The organism is Mycolicibacterium smegmatis (assembly GCF_001457595.1).
Lineage (GTDB): Bacteria > Actinomycetota > Actinomycetes > Mycobacteriales > Mycobacteriaceae > Mycobacterium > Mycobacterium smegmatis.
The window spans coordinates 3,230,506-3,245,711 of record NZ_LN831039.1 but is presented as its reverse complement, the minus strand read 5'-3'; the positions used below and the strand labels follow the sequence as shown (position 1 = coordinate 3,245,711).

12 protein-coding genes are annotated in these 15,206 nt (G+C 68.1%); 9 read left to right on the top strand and 3 right to left on the bottom strand.

What is annotated here, in order from left to right:
• Nucleotides 1-3: 3 nt before the first annotated feature.
• Nucleotides 4-963, bottom strand: coding sequence for an ATP-grasp domain-containing protein (locus AT701_RS15585; RefSeq protein WP_014877581.1), 960 nt, complete (start codon nt 961-963; stop codon nt 4-6).
• An 18-nt stretch (nt 964-981) separates the two neighbouring features.
• Between AT701_RS15585 and AT701_RS15580 the strand changes: the two genes are divergently transcribed.
• A complete protein-coding gene (locus tag AT701_RS15580; protein ID WP_058126159.1) occupies nt 982-1,962 on the top strand; it encodes a quinone oxidoreductase family protein in 981 nt (326 codons plus the stop codon).
• Nucleotides 1,963-2,014: 52 nt separating this feature from the next.
• On the opposite strand, the gene AT701_RS15575 is transcribed toward AT701_RS15580, so the two are convergent.
• Nucleotides 2,015-2,941, bottom strand: coding sequence for a heme o synthase (locus AT701_RS15575; RefSeq protein WP_003894492.1), 927 nt, complete (start codon nt 2,939-2,941; stop codon nt 2,015-2,017).
• A 244-nt stretch (nt 2,942-3,185) separates the two neighbouring features.
• On the opposite strand from AT701_RS15575, the gene tkt reads away from it, so the two are divergent.
• Genes tkt through AT701_RS15540 form a run of 6 tightly spaced genes read left to right on the top strand, consistent with a single transcriptional unit; the run spans nt 3,186 to nt 10,057 of the window.
• On the top strand, nt 3,186-5,276 hold the full coding sequence (tkt, locus tag AT701_RS15565; RefSeq protein WP_003894490.1) for a transketolase: 2,091 nt from the start codon (nt 3,186-3,188) through the stop codon (nt 5,274-5,276).
• A gap of 34 nt (nt 5,277-5,310) precedes the next feature.
• On the top strand, nt 5,311-6,426 hold the full coding sequence (gene tal, locus AT701_RS15560) for a transaldolase (protein ID WP_011728814.1): 1,116 nt from the start codon (nt 5,311-5,313) through the stop codon (nt 6,424-6,426).
• Nucleotides 6,423-7,973 carry a glucose-6-phosphate dehydrogenase gene (zwf, locus tag AT701_RS15555; protein ID WP_058126158.1) on the top strand — a complete coding sequence of 517 codons (1,551 nt, stop codon included), beginning with the start codon at nt 6,423-6,425 and terminating at the stop codon, nt 7,971-7,973. Before tal ends, zwf begins: the two co-directional genes overlap by 4 nt.
• 16 nt (nt 7,974-7,989) lie before the next feature.
• On the top strand, nt 7,990-8,901 hold the full coding sequence (gene opcA / locus AT701_RS15550) for a glucose-6-phosphate dehydrogenase assembly protein OpcA (protein WP_058126157.1): 912 nt from the start codon (nt 7,990-7,992) through the stop codon (nt 8,899-8,901).
• Entirely contained in the window at nt 8,898-9,632 is a 735-nt protein-coding gene (pgl, locus tag AT701_RS15545; protein WP_058126156.1) for a 6-phosphogluconolactonase, read from the top strand. The genes opcA and pgl overlap by 4 nt, the downstream gene beginning before the upstream one ends.
• A 53-nt stretch (nt 9,633-9,685) precedes the next feature.
• Entirely contained in the window at nt 9,686-10,057 is a 372-nt protein-coding gene (locus AT701_RS15540; protein ID WP_011728812.1) for a hypothetical protein, read from the top strand.
• Between the two features lie 2 nt (nt 10,058-10,059).
• On the opposite strand, the gene ppc is transcribed toward AT701_RS15540, so the two are convergent.
• Nucleotides 10,060-12,861 carry a phosphoenolpyruvate carboxylase gene (ppc, locus tag AT701_RS15535; protein WP_058126155.1) on the bottom strand — a complete coding sequence of 934 codons (2,802 nt, stop codon included), beginning with the start codon at nt 12,859-12,861 and terminating at the stop codon, nt 10,060-10,062.
• 212 nt (nt 12,862-13,073) lie between these two features.
• On the opposite strand from ppc, the gene AT701_RS15530 reads away from it, so the two are divergent.
• Together AT701_RS15530 and AT701_RS15525 are read left to right on the top strand one after the other, a co-directional pair.
• The gene (locus AT701_RS15530; protein WP_223495566.1) at nt 13,074-14,054 is read left to right on the top strand and encodes a sugar ABC transporter substrate-binding protein; all 981 of its coding nucleotides are present in this window, start codon (nt 13,074-13,076) and stop codon (nt 14,052-14,054) included.
• Nucleotides 14,055-14,111: 57 nt separating this feature from the next.
• Entirely contained in the window at nt 14,112-15,203 is a 1,092-nt protein-coding gene (locus AT701_RS15525) for a galactitol-1-phosphate 5-dehydrogenase (protein WP_003894482.1), read from the top strand.
• The last annotated feature ends 3 nt before the right edge of the window (nt 15,204-15,206 follow it).

Below are 15,206 nucleotides of genomic sequence, written 5' to 3'. Positions count from 1 at the left end.
CGCTCAGGTGCTGCGGTGTGACAGCGGCCCGAGCCCGAAACGTTGCAGCGCGCGCTCGACACCGAGTGCGAACTCACGCTCGGCACCGGCCCGCGCATCGGCGGCGAGCTGGCGGAAACCCAGCGACGGTTCGACGAGTTCCAGCTCGAGCAGGCGCGGATCGTCCCTGCCGCCGATCACATCGACCCGCGCGTACAGCAGGTCCTCGGGTTCGATGTCGAACAACCGCGTCACCGCCCACACCGCGAGTCTGCCGACGCGCCACACCTGCTCGTCGGGATCGGCAGGCCACAGCGTCTCCTCGGCGTAGGTGCCCGACGGGTCGAAGGCGGGCGACTGACCGGGCGGCGGCAGCAGCGGGCCCTTGGTGAACGCGTGCGACTCCTCGCCGCCGAGAAACACCAGCGCGGTCTCGCCATCGGCGATCCGGGGATCGTAGGGCTGCACCAGCACCGCCTTGCCCTGTCCCTGCAGCGCTACGGCGTGCGCGAGCGCCCCGACACGGTCGGAGAACCGCAACGCCCCGGCCGACCCGGCGCCCACGGCCGGTTTCACCACGATCTCGCCGTCGAGCCTGCCGCCCGGCCCCGCCGGGATCTGCACCTCTTCACCGACCGCGAAGAACGCCGTCGGCACCACCGGCACACCGAGGCGCGCGAGATCGCCGAGATAGCGCTTGTCGGTGTTCCACTCGACGATCTCAGGGGCGTTGAGCAGATTGCGCACCGAACGGGTCCACGACAGGAACTCCGGCAGGCGCTCGGTGTAGTCCCACGTGGCCCGCAGGATCACCACATCCGCGTCCAGGGTCTCCGGGTCGTCCCACGACAGCCACCGGGCATGCAGACCGCGATGACGCAGCGCGGCCACGAGCCCGTCGTCGTCGCCGTCGCCTTCTGGCAAAGCCGGGCAGGACGCGAGGACGACGCGGGGATGGAACACATCCGGACGGGCGAGCTTCACGAGTGGATGATAGGTGGCGTGCATGCCATCGAAGTCGCCGAGACCGGCGGACCCGAAGTCCTCAACTACGTCGAACGCCCCGAGCCCTCCCCCGGGCCCGGCGAGGTTCTGATCAAAGCCGACGCGATCGGCGTCAATTTCATCGACACCTACTTCCGGTCAGGGCTGTATCCCCGGGAGTTGCCGTTCGTCGTCGGAACCGAGGTGTGCGGCACGGTGGCCGCCATCGGCAACGACGTCGCGGCCCTGAAGGTCGGTGACCGTGTGGTGACGGCCAACGCCGTGGGCGCCTACGCCGACTACTGCGTCGCCCCTGCCGATTTCGTCGCCTACGTTCCCGACGGCGTCGCGCCCGAGGCGGTCGCCTCGGCGCTGCTCAAGGGTATGACCGCGCACTACCTGCTGAAGTCCACCTACCCGGTGCAGCCGTCGGACACCGTCCTGGTGCACGCCGGCGCGGGCGGCGTCGGGCTCATCCTCACGCAGTGGGCGACGAGCCTGGGGACCCGTGTGATCACCACGGCCTCGACACCCGAGAAGGCCGAACTGTCGCGTCAGGCGGGCGCGGTCGAGGTGCTGGACTACCCGGACCCCGACGATCCGCAGCCGTTCGCGTCGCGGGTCCGTGAGCTCACGGGCGGTGCGGGTGTGGCCGCGGTGTACGACGGCGTGGGCGCGACGACGTTCGACGCGAGCCTGGCGAGCCTCGCGGTGCGCGGCACTCTCGCGCTGTTCGGCGCGTCGAGCGGCCCGGTGCCGCCGTTCGACCCGCAGCGGCTCAACGCCGCGGGGTCGGTGTTCCTGACGCGGCCCACGCTGGCGCACCACACCCGCACGGCCGACGAGTTCTCGTGGCGCGCGGGTGAGTTGATCAACGCGATCGCCGACGGCTCCATCAAGATCACCGTGGGTGGCACGTACCCGTTGGCCGAGGCCTCGCGCGCGCACACCGATCTGCAGGGCCGCAAGACCGTCGGTTCGATCGTCCTGATCCCGTGAGTGGCGGGGGCGGCGGCCCGGTGTCGCCGCCCCACCGGCTACAGCAGCCGCTCTACAGCAGGGTGGGGAGCGCCAGCGCCGAGTCGATGGCCAGCGCGCAGAACACCACGGCCAGGTAGTTGTTGGACTGCAGGAACAGCCGCAGCGGCTTGACCGGCTCGCCGCGTTTCACACCGGAGTACAACTGGTGGGCCATCACCAGGAACCAGGCACCTGCCAGCAGCGCCACCGCGCCGTACAGCCATCCGGTGGCCAGCGCGAGCACCAGCGTGGTGAGCACGGTCAGCCACGTGTAGATGAGGATCTGCCGGGTCACCTGGCGCTCGGTGGCGACCGCGGGCAGCATCGGCACACCGGCGGCCTTGTAGTCGTCCTTGTAGCGCATCGCCAGGGCCCACGTGTGCGGTGGCGTCCAGAAGAAGATGATGAGGAACATCACCAGCGCCGGCCACTGGATGGTGCCCGTGACCGCCGACCAGCCGATCATCACCGGCATGCAGCCCGCGGCACCGCCCCACACCACGTTCTGCGAGGTGCGGCGCTTGAGCAGCATGGTGTAGACGAAGACGTAGAACGCGATCGTGGCGACCGCGAGAAGCCCGGACAGCAGGTTGGTGGACAACCACAGCCAGCAGAACGACGTCACCGTCAGCACCAGGCCGAAGATCAACGCGTGCCGCGTGGGCACCGTCGCCCTGGCCAGCGGCCTGCGCGCGGTGCGCTTCATGACCTTGTCGATGTCGGCATCGGCGACGCAGTTCAGCGTGTTGGCGCCTGCCGCGGCCAGCATGCCGCCGACCAGGGTGTTCAGGATCAGCAGCGGGTCAACGGTGCCCCGGTCCGCCAACAACATGGCCGGGATGGTCGTGACGAGCAACAGCTCGATGACCCGCGGCTTCGTCAGCGCCAAATAGGCCAGGAAAGTGGTCCGGATTCGGCGTGGCGTCCAGCTGATGAGCCGGCGCTCGCGAATGCTCACGCAAATAACTCCTCAGGTGGCGTCACGTGGCTTCTACTACGGACGATGGTAGACGGCCGCCGCGCAAGCTCCGAATCGCAGGGTCGGTTGGCGCTCGGCCCGGCGTCGGCGCGGCGAAATCCGGGTAGACGAATCCCCAGTATTCGCCGATGGCCGACATGCATCGGATGGGCCGGACCACACTAGGGTGTTTGGTGAAGAAGCAAGTGCAAGTTCGATCACGAAGATGAATTAGGAGTGAGTCGTGACCACGGCCGAAGAGATCACCGCTCTCACCCAGCCCAACCACCCCGACGATTGGACCGATCTCGACACGCTCAGCGTCGACACGGCACGGGTGCTCGCGGCTGACGCGGTACAGAAGGTCGGCAACGGCCACCCGGGTACGGCGATGAGCCTCGCGCCGCTCGCGTACACGCTGTTCCAGCGGCAGATGCGCCATGACCCCAGCGACACGCACTGGCTGGGTCGCGACCGCTTCATCCTGTCCTGCGGGCATTCGAGCCTGACGCTGTACATCCAGCTCTACCTCGGTGGCTTCGGTCTGGAGCTCTCCGACATCGAATCGCTGCGCACGTGGGGTTCCAAGACCCCGGGCCACCCCGAGTTCCGCCACACCAAGGGCGTCGAGATCACCACCGGGCCGCTCGGCCAGGGTCTGGCCTCGGCCGTCGGCATGGCGATGGCCGCCCGCTACGAGCGCGGCCTGTTCGATCCCGACGCCGCACCCGGCACCAGCCCGTTCGACCACCACATCTACGTCGTCGCCTCCGACGGCGACATGGAGGAGGGCGTCACCAGCGAGGCGTCGTCGCTGGCCGGAACGCAGCAGCTGGGCAACCTGATCGTCATCTGGGACGACAACAAGATCTCCATCGAGCACAACACCGACATCGCCTTCAGCGAGGACGTGGTCGCGCGCTACCGAGCCTACGGCTGGCACGTGCAGGAAGTGCAGGGCGGCGAGAACGTCGTCGGCATCGAGCAGGCGCTCGAAGAGGCCCGCAAGGTCACCGACAAGCCGTCGTTCATCGCGCTGCGGACCATCATCGGCTACCCCGCGCCCAACAAGATGAACACCGGCGGCGTGCACGGCTCGGCACTCGGCGCCGACGAGGTCGCCGCCACCAAGAAGATCCTCGGCTTCGATCCGGAGAAGAACTTCGAGGTGCGCGACGAGGTGATCGCGCACACCCGCGAGCTCGTCGCCCGCGGCAAGAAGGCCCACGACGAGTGGCAGGTGTCCTTCGACGAGTGGGCCCAGCGTGAGCCCGAGCGCAAGGAGCTGCTCGACCGCCTGCTGGCAGGCAAGCTGCCCGAGGGCTGGGACGCCGATCTGCCGCACTGGGACCTCGACGCCAAGCCCGTCGCGACCCGCGCGGCCTCGGGTGCCGTGCTCTCCGCGGTCGGGCCGAAGCTGCCCGAGCTGTGGGGCGGTTCGGCCGACCTCGCGGGCAGCAACAACACCACGATCAAGGGCGCCAACTCGTTCGGTCCCCCGTCGATCTCCACCGAGGACTGGAACGCCACCTGGTACGGGCGCACGCTGCACTTCGGTGTGCGTGAGCACGCGATGGGCGCGATCCTGTCCGGCATCGTGCTGCACGGCCCGACGCGCGCCTACGGCGGAACCTTCCTGCAGTTCTCGGATTACATGCGGCCCGCGGTGCGTTTGGCCTCATTGATGGACATCGACCCGATCTACGTGTGGACGCACGATTCGATCGGTCTCGGTGAGGACGGCCCGACCCACCAGCCGATCGAGCATCTCGCGGCACTGCGCGCGATCCCGAACCTGTCGGTGGTGCGCCCGGGTGACCCCAACGAGACCGCCTACGCGTGGAAGAGCGTGCTGGAGCGCGGCTCCAGCAGCGGCCCGGTCGGCATGATCCTGACGCGCCAGCCGATCCCGGTGCTCGAAGGCACCGACCCCGAGGGTGTGGCCCGCGGCGGATACGTGCTGGGCGGCACGCCCGAGAAGAACCCGGATGTCGTGATCATCGGCACCGGTTCGGAGCTGCAGCTCGCGGTGGGAGCGCAGAAGATCCTGGCGGACAAGGGAATCACCGCCAGCGTGGTGTCGATGCCGTGCGTCGAGTGGTTCGAGTCGCAGCCCGAGGAATACCGCGACTCGGTGCTCCCGCCCGCGGTGTCGGCGCGTGTGGCGGTCGAGGCCGCCGTGGCGCAGAGTTGGTACAAGCTGGTCGGCGACACCGGCGAGATCGTCTCGATCGAGCACTACGGCGAGTCGGCCGACGACAAGACGTTGTTCCGCGAGTTCGGTTTCACCCCGGAAGCGGTGGCCGCTGCGGCGGAGCGATCGCTCGAGAACTGATCGGGCACCGAACAACTAGCAGAAGAGGCAAATCATGGCTCAGAACCCGAATCTCGCGGCGCTGAGTGCCGCGGGCGTATCCGTGTGGCTCGACGACCTCTCGCGTGACCGGTTGCAGACCGGCAACCTCACCGAACTGATCAACACCCGCAGCGTTGTCGGTGTCACCACCAACCCGTCGATCTTCCAGGCCGCACTGTCCAAGGGCACCGCGTACGACGCCCAGGTCAACGAGTTGGCCGCGCGTGGCGCCGACGTCGACGCCACCATCCGCACGGTCACCACCGACGACGTGCGCAACGCGTGCGATCTGCTGGCCAAGGAGTACGAGGCCTCCGACGGTGTGGACGGCCGGGTGTCCATCGAGGTGGATCCGCGCCTGGCGCACGACACCGACAAGACGATCCTGCAGGCGATCGAACTGTGGAAGATCGTCGACCGGCCCAACCTGCTGATCAAGATCCCCGCGACCATGGCGGGCCTGCCCGCCATCAGCGCCGTGATCGCCGAGGGCATCTCGGTCAACGTGACGCTGATCTTCTCGGTCGAGCGGCACCGCCTGGTGATGGACGCCTACCTCGAAGGCCTGGAGAAGGCCAAGGAAGCCGGCCACGATCTGTCCAAGATCCATTCCGTCGCTTCGTTCTTCGTCTCCCGCGTGGACACCGAGATCGACGCGCGACTGGAGAAGATCGGCAGCGACGAGGCACTGGCGCTGCGCGGCAAGGCCGGCGTCGCCAACGCCCGCCTGGCCTACGCGGCCTACGAAGAGGTGTTCGGCAGCGACCGGTTCGCAAAGCTGAAGGCCGACGGCGCCCGCGTGCAGCGTCCGCTGTGGGCCTCGACCGGCGTGAAGAACCCCGAGTACTCCGACACGCTGTACGTCACCGAACTCGTGGCTCCCAACACGGTCAACACCATGCCGGAGAAGACCCTCGAAGCCGTGGCCGACCACGGCGAGATCACCGGCAACACGATCGCCGGTACGGCCGCGTCGTCGCAGGAGACCTTCGACAAGCTCGCCGCGATCGGCATCGACCTGCCCGACGTGTTCCGTGTCCTCGAAGACGAGGGCGTGGAGAAGTTCGAGAAGTCGTGGCAGGAACTGCTCGACGCGACCCAGGGCCAACTCGACGCCGCGAAGAAATGACAGCGGTCAACGACCGGCCGGACACCACCTGGCACAACCCCCTTCGCGACAAACGCGACAAACGCATGCCGCGCATCGCGGGGCCATGCGGGGTGGTGATCTTCGGTGTCACAGGCGACCTCGCGCGCAAGAAGCTGATGCCGGCCATCTACGACCTCGCCAACCGGGGTCTGCTGCCGGCATCCTTCGCGCTCGTCGGCTTCGCCCGGCGTGACTGGGAGGACGAGGACTTCGGTCAGGTCGTCTACGACGCCGTGCGCCAGCACGCCAGAACTCCGTTCCGCCAGGAGGTCTGGGACCGCCTGGCCGAGGGCATCCGGTTCGTTCAGGGCACGTTCGACGACGACACCGCGTTCACGCGTCTGGCCGAGACCCTCGACAAGCTCGACATCGAGCGCGGCACGGGCGGCAATCACGCGTTCTACCTGTCGATTCCGCCGAACGCCTTCCCGGTGGTGTGCGAGCAGTTGCGCAAATCGGGCCTGGCCAAGCCGCGCGACGGCCGGTGGAGCCGTGTGGTCATCGAGAAGCCGTTCGGCCACGACCTCGGCAGCGCACGCGAGCTCAACTCGGTGGTCAACAGCGTGTTCCCGGAGGAGTCGGTGTTCCGCATCGACCACTACCTGGGCAAGGAGACCGTCCAGAACATCCTGGCGCTGCGCTTCGCCAACGCGCTCTACGAGCCGATCTGGAACAACAACTACGTCGACCACGTGCAGATCACCATGGCCGAGGACATCGGCCTCGGGGGCCGGGCCGGCTACTACGACGGCATCGGCGCCGCGCGCGACGTGATCCAGAACCACCTGCTGCAGTTGCTGGCGCTCACCGCACTGGAGGAGCCAGTCAGCTTCAGCCCGCACGAGTTGCAGACCGAGAAGATCAAGATCCTCTCGGCGGTGAAACTCGCCGAGCCGCTCGATGAGACCACGGCGCGGGGCCAGTACTCTGCGGGCTGGCAGGGCGGCGAGAAGGTCGTCGGCCTGCTCGACGAGGAGGGCTTCGCCAAGGACTCGACCACCGAGACCTACGCGGCCATCACCCTCGAGGTCAACACCAGGCGCTGGGCGGGCGTGCCGTTCTATCTGCGCACCGGAAAACGCCTGGGCCGCAGGGTCACCGAGATCGCGCTGGTGTTCAAGCGGGCTCCGCACCTGCCGTTCGACGCGACCATGACCGAGGAACTCGGCCAGAACGCGCTGGTGATCCGCGTGCAGCCCGACGAGGGCATCACGCTGCGCTTCGGCTCGAAGGTCCCCGGCAGTGCCATGGAGGTCCGTGACGTCAACATGGACTTCTCGTACGGTTCGGCGTTCGCCGAGGATTCCCCCGAGGCCTACGAGCGCCTGATCCTCGACGTGCTGCTCGGCGAACCGTCGTTGTTCCCGGTGAACGAAGAAGTCGAATTGTCCTGGGAGATCCTGGATCCGGTGCTCGAATACTGGGCACAGCACGGCAAGCCCGAACCGTACGAGTCCGGAACGTGGGGGCCGCCGTCCGCCGACGCGATGCTGCGGCGCACGGGCCGGGAATGGAGACGTCCGTGACGAAGCGAGGGCTCAGATGATCGTCGACCTGCCCGACACCAGCACCAACGACGTCAACAAGAAGATCACCGGACTGCGCGAAGAGGGCGGCGCCCTGACGCTCAGCCGCGTGCTGACGCTGGTGATCGCCCCGCACACCGAGGATCTGGTCGAGGATTCGATCGAGGCGGCCAACTTCGCGAGCCGTGAGCATCCCTGCCGCGTGATCGTGGTGGTCCCCGGCGACCGAGACGCCGCCGCGCCGCGCCTCGACGCGCAGTTGCGCGTGGGACACGACGCCGGCGCCGGTGAGGTCGTGGTGCTGCGCCTGTCCGGTGAACTCGCCGACCACTCGGCGAGTGTGGTACTGCCGTTCCTGCTGCCCGACACCCCTGTGGTGGCGTGGTGGCCGGCCGTGGCGCCCGCGGTCCCCTCGGAGGATCCGTTGGGTAAGTTGGCCATTCGCCGCATCACCGACGCCACCAACGGCACCGATCCGCTGGCGTGCATCAAGAGCCGGCTCAAGGCCTACAGCCCCGGGGACACCGACCTGGCGTGGAGTCGCGTCACCTACTGGCGTGCGCTGCTGGCGGCCGCCGTCGACCAGGAGCCCTTCGAGCCGGTCTCCTCGGCCGTGGTGTCCGGGCTCAAGGACGAACCGGCACTGGACATCCTGGCCGGCTGGCTGGCCAGCCGGATCGACGGGCCGGTGACGCGCGCGGTCGGTGAGCTCAAGGTCGAACTGAACCGGCCCAGCGAGACCGTGATGCTGTCGCGGCCGCAGGACGGGATCACCGCGACGCTGAGCCGGACCGGCAAGCCGGCCGCGCTGGTACCGCTGGCCCGACGCGAGGCCAAGGAGTGCCTCGCCGAGGACCTCCGCCGCCTCGACGCCGACGAGATCTACCGCGAAGCCCTGCAAGGAATCGACAAGGTGCAATACGTATGAGCGACACCGTCATCGAACGTCACGCGGACACTGCGGCGCTGGTCGCCGCGGCCGGCGACCGGTTGGTGGATGCCATCTCGTCCGCGATCGGCGAGCGTGGTCAGGCCACGATCGTCCTGACCGGCGGCGGCACCGGCATCGGCCTGCTCAAGCGGGTCCGTGAGCGCAGCGGCGAGATCGACTGGTCGAAGGTGCACATCTACTGGGGCGACGAACGATTCGTGCCGCAGGACGACGACGAGCGCAACGACAAGCAGGCCCGTGAGGCCCTGCTGGACCACATCGGCATCCCGCCGGTGAACGTGCACGCGATGGCCGCGAGCGACGGTGAGTTCGGTGACGATCTCGAGGCCGCCGCGGCCGGATATGCGCAGTTGCTCTCCGCCAACTTCGACTCCTCGGTGCCCGGGTTCGATGTGCATCTGCTCGGCATGGGCGGCGAGGGGCACGTCAACTCGTTGTTCCCCGACGCCGATGCGGTCCGCGAGACCGAGCGCCTCGTCGTCGGCGTCTCCGACTCCCCCAAGCCGCCGCCGCGGCGAATCACGTTGACGTTGCCCGCGGTTCAGAACTCGCGCGAGGTGTGGCTCGTGGTGTCGGGCGAGGCCAAGGCCGACGCCGTGGCCGCGGCGGTCGGCGGTGCCGATCCCGTGGACATCCCGGCCGCGGGCGCCGTGGGCCGTGAGCGCACGGTGTGGCTGGTCGACGAGGCCGCCGCCGCCAAGTTGTAGGACGCCACGCAAATGCGCCGTATTCGGCGCTCCCGTTGCCCATACTGGGGGGTATGGCAGACAAAGGGGACGGTCGCGGCCGCCCGGTTTCCGGTCGGATCAAGACCCTCACCCAGGCTGCGCTGAACGCCGACATGACCGTCGAGCAGGTGGAGACCCTGCTCGACGAACTGAGCAGCACCCTGGTCGACCTCAACAAGACCACCGGTGGGCTCGACGACACGCTCGCTCGGTTCAACGACACCATCACGCGGATCGACGAACTCGCTCCCCGGTTGATCGGCGTGGTCGAGCGGTTGGAGGGCATCGTGTCACGCGTCGAGGCGATGGTGGGCATCGGTGAGGCCGTGATGTCGCCCATCGCGATGACCGAGAACGCGGTGCGCGGTGTCGTGGGCCAGGTGCGCAAACGCACCGGGCTGTGACGCTATCCGCTGTTGCGCAGCGCGGTGGCCAGCCCGCTCATGGTGAGCAGGATGCCCCGCTGCACCAACTCGTCGGTCTCACCGGAGCGGTAGCGCCGCAACAGTTCGACCTGCAGGTGGTTCAGCGGCTCCAGGTACGGGAACCGGTTGAACACCGAACGTGCCAGCGCCGCGTTGTCGGCCAGCAGATCGTCCTGCCCCGTGATCAACCGGTGCATGCGGATCGTGCGGTCGTGTTCGGCGACGATCTTGTCGAACACGCGCGCACGCAGGTCGGCGTCCTCGACCAGTTCGGAGTAGCGCGCCGCCAGCCCCATGTCCGCCTTGGCCAGCACCTGCGCCATGTTCGACAGCACCGTGCGGAAGAACGGCCACCGTGCGTACAGGTCCTGCAGCACCCGCAGGCGAGCACCGTCCGGGTCGGTGCCGATCCAGTTCTCGAACGCCGAGCCCGTCCCGTACCAGCCGGGCAGCATGACCCGCGACTGGCTCCACGCCAGCACCCACGGGATCGCGCGCAGGTCCGCGATGGACGTCGTCGGCTTGCGTGAGGTGGGACGGCTGCCGATGTTGAGCGCACCGATCTCGCTGACCGGCGTCGAGGTCTTGAAATATTCGACGAAACCCGGTGTCTCGTGCACCAATTCGGAGTACGCCCGTTGTGCCAGCGCGGCCAGTTCGTCGAGGACCTGGTAGGCCGGTTCGGCCTCCTCCCCCAGGCCCTCCACGTCGAGCAGGCTGGCTTCCAGCGTCGCCGCCAGCAGCGTCTCCAGGTTGCGGTGGGCGATCCGCGGCTCGGCGTACTTGGCCGCGATCACCTCGCCCTGCTCGGTGATCCGCAGCGAGCCCTTCACCGCTCCCGGTGGCTGCGCCAGGATGGCGTCGTAGCTGGGGCCGCCGCCGCGGCCCACGGTGCCGCCGCGTCCGTGGAAGAGCCGCAACCGGATTCCGGTCTTGCGGGCCGATTCCACGAGGTCGAGTTCGGCGCGGTACAGCGCCCAGTTCGCCGCGAGATAGCCGCCGTCCTTGTTGGAGTCGGAGTACCCGAGCATGACCTCCTGGTGACCGTCGCGGGCATCGACCATCGTGCGGTACTCCGGCAGGTCAAGCGCCGCCTCCAGGATCGACGAGCCGCGCTGCAGGTCGTCGATGGTCTCGAACAGCGGGACGACACCCACCGGGGCGTAGGGTGTCGATCCCGAGATGTCCAGCAGCCCGGCCTCTTTGAGCAGCACGGCGGCCTCGAGCATGTCGGACACCGACTGACACATCGAGATGATGTAGTTGGGCACCGCCTGCGGGCCGAACACCTTGACCGCGCGGGCCGCGGCCGCGACGATGCCGAGTTCCTTCTGCGCCAGTTCGGAGAGGTCGGCACCCTCGCGGATCAGTGGGCGACGTGTGGCGATCTCGGCGGCCAGCAGCTCGACGCGCTGCGGTTCGGACAGCGACGTGTAGTCGGGATGCACCCCGGCCCACGCCAGCAGCTCGGCGACCACTTCCTCGTGCACGTCGGAGTTCTGTCGCATGTCGAGCCCGGACAAGTGGAATCCGAAGACCCGCACGGCTTCTCGCAACCGCCCCAGCCGGTCGTCGGCCAGCACGCGGCTGCCGTTGGCACGCAGCGACCCGTCGACGGCGTCGAGGTCGGCGAGGAACTCCGCGGGCGTCTGGTACCGCGGCTGGCCCAGGTCGAGTTCGTGCTCGGGTTGCTCGTCGAGGATCTCACGCGCGGTCGAGGTGAGGCGCGCGTGGATCACCCGCAGCGCGCGCCGGTACGGTTCGTCGGCGCGGGCCGGTTCGTGGCAGGCGTCGGCGAGCGCGGCGAGCGCCGGCGTCACCTTCACCAGGCGCGCGGACATCGACAGTTCCTGCTCGAGCGCGGTGATCTGTTCGAAGTAGTGCGCCAGCGCGACGTAGGCCGCACGGCCGGTCGCATGCCGCACCACTTCCGGTGTGACATTGGGGTTTCCGTCACGGTCGCCGCCGATCCACGAGCCGGGACGCAGGATCGGCTCTTCGAGCAGCTTCGCGTCGGGCCACCGCTTGCGCAGCGCATCGCGCACCTCGGCGTTGACCTGCGGGATGACGTCGAAAAACGCGGCCTCGTAATAGCGCAGGCCCGTCTCGATCTCGTCGGAGATCTTCAGGCGCGACAGCCGGATCAACGCTGTCTGCCACAGGGTCAGGATGTGGCGGCGCAGTTCGGTCTCGATGTCGCGGTTGTCGTCGGTGCGCGTGTGCCCGTGCAGGCGCAGGCGCATCAGCTCGGTGATGCGGTGTTGCGTGTCGAACACCGTGCGCCTTCGTGTCTCGGTCGGGTGCGCGGTGATCACGGGTGACACCAACGCACCTGTCAGCGTGTCGGCCACCTTGTCGACGTCGAGGTCGGCGGCGTCGAGCTTGCGGTACGTCGCAGCAAGGCTGCTGTCCTGGGGCGGTTTCCCGGCCGCCACGTGCACGGCCCGGCGGCGCTCACGGTGGATGTCCTCTGCGACGTTGGCCAGCAACGCGAAATGCGTGAACGCCCGGATCACCGGGATCGCCTGGTGCGCGTCGACACCGCTGAACATGTCTGCCAACTCGGACCGGTCGATCTCCGAGCGGCGCACCCGGAACGACTCCACCCGGGCCCGCTCGACCAGGTCGAACACCTCTTCGCCGTTCTGCTCACGCACGGTGTCACCCAGGATCGCGCCGAGCAGGCGGATGTCCTCACGCATCGGCTCGGAGGCCTCCCGGCCGATGTGGGTCCGTTGGACCGATCCGAACGGTTCGAGTGCGGTGTCATTCGAGTCGGCCATGAGACAAGTATCGGTGCCGCCACGACGCGCCGCAGACCGGGCCTCCCCCTCCCGCGCATACCGGCGATCGACCAGCCGGATCGACCACGAGCCGCCTCTGCTCACATGAGCAAAAAATTGCGCGGATGTTGACGGCCTCACAAATTCATTCATAACGTGAGGTGCGTCATCCGCGGCCCAGACCACCGACACGCCGCAAGCAAGGAGGAAAAGTGAGCTTCGCAAAAGCCCTATCAGGAATCGCTCTCGGGGCTGCCATGGCACTGTCTTTCACCGGCTGCTCCGTGCCAGGTGACGATGCGGCCCAGAACGCGCCTGTGGTGGACGGCGCCCTGAAGATCGGCTTCAGCCAGGCGACCCAGCAGAGCCCGTTCTATGTCGCGCTCACCGATGCGGCCAAGGCCGAGGCACAGGCACAGGGCGACGAACTGTTCTACGCCGACGCCAACGGCGACATCACCAAGCAGAACAACGACGTCCAGGATCTGATCACGCGCGGCATCAACGTGCTCGTGATCAACCCGGTCGACCCGAAGGGAGTCACCCCCTCGCTCGCCGCGGCCGAGGCAGCGGGCATCAAGGTCGTCACCGTCGACCGCCCCGTCGAATCCGGCGCGGCGTCGTTCGTGGGCCGCGACAACAAGGCGATGGGCGAACTCGTCGGCAAAGCCGCCGTCGACACGCTCGGGCCCGACGGCGGCAAGATCATCGAGATCCAGGGCGACGCGGGCGGTGCGGTGGCCCGCGACCGCCGCGACGGATTCCAGGCGGCGGTGTCGGGCCGGCCCAACATCACCATCGTGGAAGGCCCGTACTGCGACTACATCAGGTCCAAGGCCGTCACCGCCATGCAGGACCTGTTGCAGGCCCATCCGGATCTCAAGGGCGTCTACGCCCAGAACGACGACATGGCGCTCGGCGCCATGCAGGTGCTGGCCGAGAACAACCGCACCGACGTCAAGGTTTTCGGCGTGGACGGCCTCATGGAGGCCGTGCGGGCCATCGCCGACGGTGACCAGTACGTCGCCACGGCCCTCAACGACCCCGACGCCGAAGGCCGTTTGGCCATCCAGACCGCGGCCAAGGTCGCCCGCGGCGAGTCTGTTCCCGAATTCGTCGACGCCGGAACGGGTCTGGTCGACAAGTCCAACGCATCCGCTCTGGTCGGTGAGTCGACTTTCGCCGCCGAGTAGCCGCTGAACAACCGCCGATCACAGCACTTTCCGAGACCACACGAGGAGACAACGTCAATGACAACCGAGGCCCCCACCCCGACCACCGTGGTGGCGCCACCTGCCCTGCCCGCGAGCATGACCGCGGCCGTCATGTACGCGCCGGGGGACATCCGCGTCGAGCAGGCGCCGGTGCCGCGTCCCGGGCCAGGTGAGGTGCTGCTCAAGGTGGCGGCCTGCGGCGTCTGCGGGTCCGACATCCCGCGGATGCTGCGCAACGGCGGTTACGTGATGCCCATCATCTGCGGGCACGAGTTCTCCGGATGGGTCGTCGAACTCGGGGACGGTGTCGAGGGATTCGACATCGGCGAACTCGTGTCCGTGCCCCCGCTCATCCCGTGCCGCCGCTGCGACTTCTGCGCCAAGGGCGAGTTCGGGCTCTGCGAGAACTACGACTACTTCGGCAGCAGATCCGACGGCGCATACGCCCAGTACGTCGTCAGCCCGGTCGGCAACCTCCTGAAACTGCCTGCCGGTATCGACCCCCGCGCCGCAGCCATGCTCGATCCCGCGGCGATCGCGCTGCACGGCCTGTGGAAGACCGGTCTGCGCGCCGGACACCGCGTGCTGGTGATCGGCGCCGGGCCGATCGGGCTCTTCGCGATCCAGTGGGCCAAACTGCACGGCGCTGACCAGGTCGTGGCCGTCGACCTCAGCGAGGAGAAAGCAGCCATGGCCCGCCAAGCCGGCGCGACCGACGCGGTGCAGGATGCCGAGGACGCGCGCGCCATCGGCGGACGCGGCTTCGACATCGTGCTCGAATCGGCCGGCGTTCCCGCGACCGCGGACATGGCCGCCAACCTCACCGGCCCACACGGACACGCGGTCTTCGTGGGCATCCCGCACGCGCCGGTGACCTTGGAGAAGGACACCTTCAACAAGTTCATGCGCTTGGAGACCAGCCTGCACGGCTCGTGGAACTCCTTCTCGGCGCCGTTCCCGGGCGACGAGTGGCGCACCGCGGCGCGCATGATGGCAGCAGGAAAGCTCAAGTGGGAGTTCATGATCACCCATGAGCTGGGCCTGTCCGAGCTGCCGCGGATGATGCAGCAACTCGGTGACCGCTCGATCTTCTCGTCCAAGGTTCTGTTCGTACCCAACGAGGTCTGACGC

Excerpts from the sequence above, each read along its gene's own strand:
- zwf (WP_058126158.1), top strand. The coding sequence starts at position 6,423 with ATGACAGCGGTCAACGACCGGCCGGACACCACCTGGCACAACCCCCTT.
- AT701_RS15540 (WP_011728812.1), top strand. The coding sequence starts at position 9,686 with ATGGCAGACAAAGGGGACGGTCGCGGCCGCCCGGTTTCCGGTCGGATC.
- ppc (WP_058126155.1), bottom strand. The coding sequence starts at position 12,861 with ATGGCCGACTCGAATGACACCGCACTCGAACCGTTCGGATCGGTCCAA.
- opcA (WP_058126157.1), top strand. The coding sequence starts at position 7,990 with ATGATCGTCGACCTGCCCGACACCAGCACCAACGACGTCAACAAGAAG.
- tal (WP_011728814.1), top strand. The coding sequence starts at position 5,311 with ATGGCTCAGAACCCGAATCTCGCGGCGCTGAGTGCCGCGGGCGTATCC.
- pgl (WP_058126156.1), top strand. The coding sequence starts at position 8,898 with ATGAGCGACACCGTCATCGAACGTCACGCGGACACTGCGGCGCTGGTC.
- AT701_RS15525 (WP_003894482.1), top strand. The coding sequence starts at position 14,112 with ATGACAACCGAGGCCCCCACCCCGACCACCGTGGTGGCGCCACCTGCC.